The sequence below is a fragment of the Saccharomonospora iraqiensis subsp. iraqiensis genome, assembly GCF_000430445.1.
Lineage (GTDB): Bacteria > Actinomycetota > Actinomycetes > Mycobacteriales > Pseudonocardiaceae > Saccharomonospora > Saccharomonospora iraqiensis.
Genome location: NZ_KE387107.1, coordinates 10455 through 13697 on the forward strand (window position 1 = coordinate 10455; position 3243 = coordinate 13697).

A 3243-nucleotide genomic window follows, 5' to 3' on the forward strand; every position below is an offset into this window, starting at 1 on the left:
CGCGGACGACGGGCAGCCCCGGCCGGGACGTGCGCACGGCCGCCGCCTCCACGGGCAGGGCCGTGACGAGCACGCCCGGCTCACCCGTCGTGCGCACGGCCGGTCACCTCCAGGTAGCGCCCGAGCGCGGTCAGCGGGAACACGATCCGGTAGAGGTGGTAGCTGATGTAGAAGTCGCCGGGGAAGCCGGTGCCGGTGTACTGCGGTTCGTCCCAGCCGCCGTCGGGGCGTTGGTTGCGGACGAGCCAGGCGACCCCGCGGCGGGTCACCGGGCCGTACTCCCCCGCCGCGAGCAGCGCCAGCAGCGCCCACGCGGTCTGGGAGGGGGTGGAGGTCCCCCGTCCGACCCAGGCCCGGTCCACATAGGACCGTAGATCCTCACCCCAACCGCCGTCCGGGTTCTGGTGCGCGGTCAGCCAGTGCACGGCGCCCCGGACGGCGTCGTGGTCGCGCGGAATCCCGCACGCCACGAGCGCGGGGACGACGGCACCGGTGCCGTACACGTGGTTGGCGCCCCACCGGCCGAACCACGATCCGTCCGCCTCCCGGTGGTCGAGCAGCCACCGCACGCCCCGGCGTGCCGCGTCGCACTCCGCCAGCCCGCGGGCGGCCAGCATCTCCACCACGTGCGCGGTGACGTCGGCCGAGGGCGGGTCGATCACCGCGCCGAAGTCGCAGAACGGCAGTTTCTCGCACAGCGTCCGCGTGTTGTCCGCGTCGAACGCGCCCCAGCCGCCGTCGGCGGAGCGCATCCCGACCAGCCACTCCGTGGCACGGTCGACGGTCCGGCGCAGGCGTTCCGGCTCCGGGTGCCGCACCCGGCGCAGGCCCAGCACCACCTCGGCCGTGTCGTCGATGTCCGGGTAGTGGTCGTTGGCGAACTCGAACGCCCAGCCGGACGGGGCCACGTCCGGCCTGCGGACCTGCCAGTCGCCGCCCACCCGGATCTCCTCGTCGAGCAGCCAGTCCGCCGCACGGACCAGGGCGGGGTCGTCGGCGGGGGTCCCGGAGTCGAGCAGCGCGGTCACGGCCAGCGCGGTGTCCCACACCGGCGACTGGCACGCCTCCAGCCTGCGGACGGGGCCGTCGTCGGTGTCCTCCCGGACGGTGAAGCTCTCCAGGCCGTCGAGCGCCTTGGCGAGCACCGGGTGCTCCACCGGGTAACCCCGCAGGTGCAGCGCGAGGATCGAGTACACCCACGGGGGCTGGATCCCGCCCCAGCCGCCGTCGGCCTCCTGCCGCCGCAGGATCCACTGCTCCGCCCGGGACAGCGCGTACCCGCGCAGCGGCTTCACCGGGGACCGTTCCAGTCGGTGGAGCACGCCGTCGAGCCCGTGGAACAGGCCGGCCCAGCTCAGCGGCGGGTCCGCCGCCCGCGCGGGCGCCCCGGTGCGCAGCTCCCGGACGTCCACCCCGAGGTCCCGGTGCGGGCGGGCCGCGCACACGATCGTCAGCGGCACCACCGTCTGCCGCGCCCAGCAGGCCCAGTCGTAGACGTTGAGCGGGAACCAGTCGGGCAGCAGCATCATCTCCGGGGGCAGCACGGGCAGGTCATCCCAGGACCACTGCCCGAACAACGCCAGCCAGATGCGGGTGAACACCCGGGTCGCCTCGATGCCGCCACTGTCCAGGATGTACTCCCGGGCACGTCGCAGGTGCGCGGCGTCGACCGGGTCGCCCGCCAGGCGCAGCGCGGTGTACGCCTCGACCGTGGTGGACAGGTCGGCGGGCCCGTCGTGGAAGGTCGCCCACGTGCCGTCCGGCCGTTGCCGGGACCGGATCCAGCGGGCGGTCTCCCCGGTGACGGTGTCGTCGTCGATGCCGAGGAACCGCCGCAGCAGCAGGTCCTCGGCCTCCATCGTGACGTTCGTGGCGAGCTCGCCCTTCCACCAGCCCTGTTCGTGCTGGGCGGCGAGCAGGTGGGCCCGGGCACGGTCGACCGCCCCGGCCACCTCCACCTCCACGGCGCCACCTGCGGGATCGACCCCGACCGGGTCCGTCGGGTGCGCGGCGCCGTCGGCACCGTCGGGGTGGTCGGGTCCGGCGGTACCGCCGGGGCGGGTGGCACGGTCGGAGCGGGCGGTCGGACGGTCGGGCAGGACATCGGTCATCGGTCACGCTCCACGACGAACTGGGTGAGTCCGGACAGAGCCGCGTGAATCGCCGGGGGGACGTCGACCCGGTCGAGACAGGACCGGGCGTGTTCGAGGTAGCGGTGCGCGCGCCGCCGCGTCCAGTCGATCGCCCCGGTCCGCTCGATCAGCGCGGCCATCGTGCGCAGATCGTCCTCGGACGGGGCACGGTCGTCGCGGTACCCGCGGGCGAGTGCGGCCCCGTCGGCGGTGCCGGACTCCAGGGCCACGACGACGGGCACGGACTTCTTGCGCGCACGCAGGTCGGCCAGGACGGGTTTGCCGGTCACCTCCGGGGTGCCCCGGATGCCGAGCAGGTCGTCGACGAGCTGGTAGGCCATCCCCAGGTCGCGTCCGAACTCGCCCAGCGCCCGCACCGCCCCGTCGGGGGCCCCGCCGAGCACCGCCCCGAGCGCGGTGGCGCACCGCATCAGGGAGGCCGTCTTCCCGTCCGCCATCCGCAGGTACTCGTCCACGCCGACCTCGGTGCGGCGTTCGAACGCGATGTCGGCACTCTGCCCCGCGATCAGTCGCCGTACCGCGGTGGTGAGCTCGCCCGTCGCGGCCGGGTCACCGGCCTCCTCCAGCACCTCGACGGCGAGGGTGAGCAGGGCGTCCCCCGCCAGGATGGCGGTGGGGGTGCCGAACAGCCGCCACACCGTCGGGCGGTGTCGGCGCTCGGTGTCACCGTCCATCACGTCGTCGTGCAGCAGGGAGAAGTTGTGCACCAGCTCCACGGCCACCGCGCCGGGGAGCGCGGCCTCGGGTCGGGCGCGCACCGCCTGCGCGGCGAGCAACACCAGGGCCGGGCGCAGCGACTTGCCCCCGTCCCCGTCGACGGGGACACCGTTCTCGTCGGTCCAGCCGAGGTGGTAGGCCACCACCCCGCGCAGGTCGGGTTCCAGGCGCTGCACCGCCTCCCGCAGCGCGGGCCGCACCAGGTGCCGGGTCGCGTCCACCTCGGACGGGAGTGTGCCGGTCACGGGCACGCACCTCCCGTCGACGGCGCGGTGACCAGGTCGGCGGCGCGGTGTCCACTGCGCACGGCACCCTCCATCGTGTCGGGCCAGCCCGTGGCGGTCCACGACCCGGCGAGGACGAGACCGGGCAG

General features: G+C 74.9%; 3 protein-coding genes. All 3 read right to left on the minus strand.

Going from position 1 to position 3243, the window contains the following annotated elements:
• Window positions 1-80: 80 nt before the first annotated feature.
• Genes shc through ACTIR_RS27845 form a run of 3 tightly spaced genes read right to left on the minus strand, consistent with a single transcriptional unit; the run spans window position 81 to window position 3243 of the window.
• On the minus strand, window positions 81-2111 hold the full coding sequence (gene shc / locus ACTIR_RS0115395; RefSeq protein WP_233345920.1) for a squalene--hopene cyclase: 2031 nt from the start codon (window positions 2109-2111) through the stop codon (window positions 81-83).
• Window positions 2108-3115, minus strand: coding sequence for a polyprenyl synthetase family protein (locus ACTIR_RS0115400; RefSeq protein ID WP_026454949.1), 1008 nt, complete (start codon window positions 3113-3115; stop codon window positions 2108-2110). Before ACTIR_RS0115400 ends, shc begins: the two co-directional genes overlap by 4 nt.
• Window positions 3112-3243 (minus strand): FAD-dependent oxidoreductase, encoded by a 132-nt coding sequence (locus tag ACTIR_RS27845; protein ID WP_411431334.1) that lies wholly within the window; start codon window positions 3241-3243, stop codon window positions 3112-3114. The genes ACTIR_RS0115400 and ACTIR_RS27845 overlap by 4 nt, the downstream gene beginning before the upstream one ends.

Excerpts from the sequence above, each read along its gene's own strand:
- shc (WP_233345920.1), bottom strand. The coding sequence starts at position 2,111 with ATGACCGATGTCCTGCCCGACCGTCCGACCGCCCGCTCCGACCGTGCC.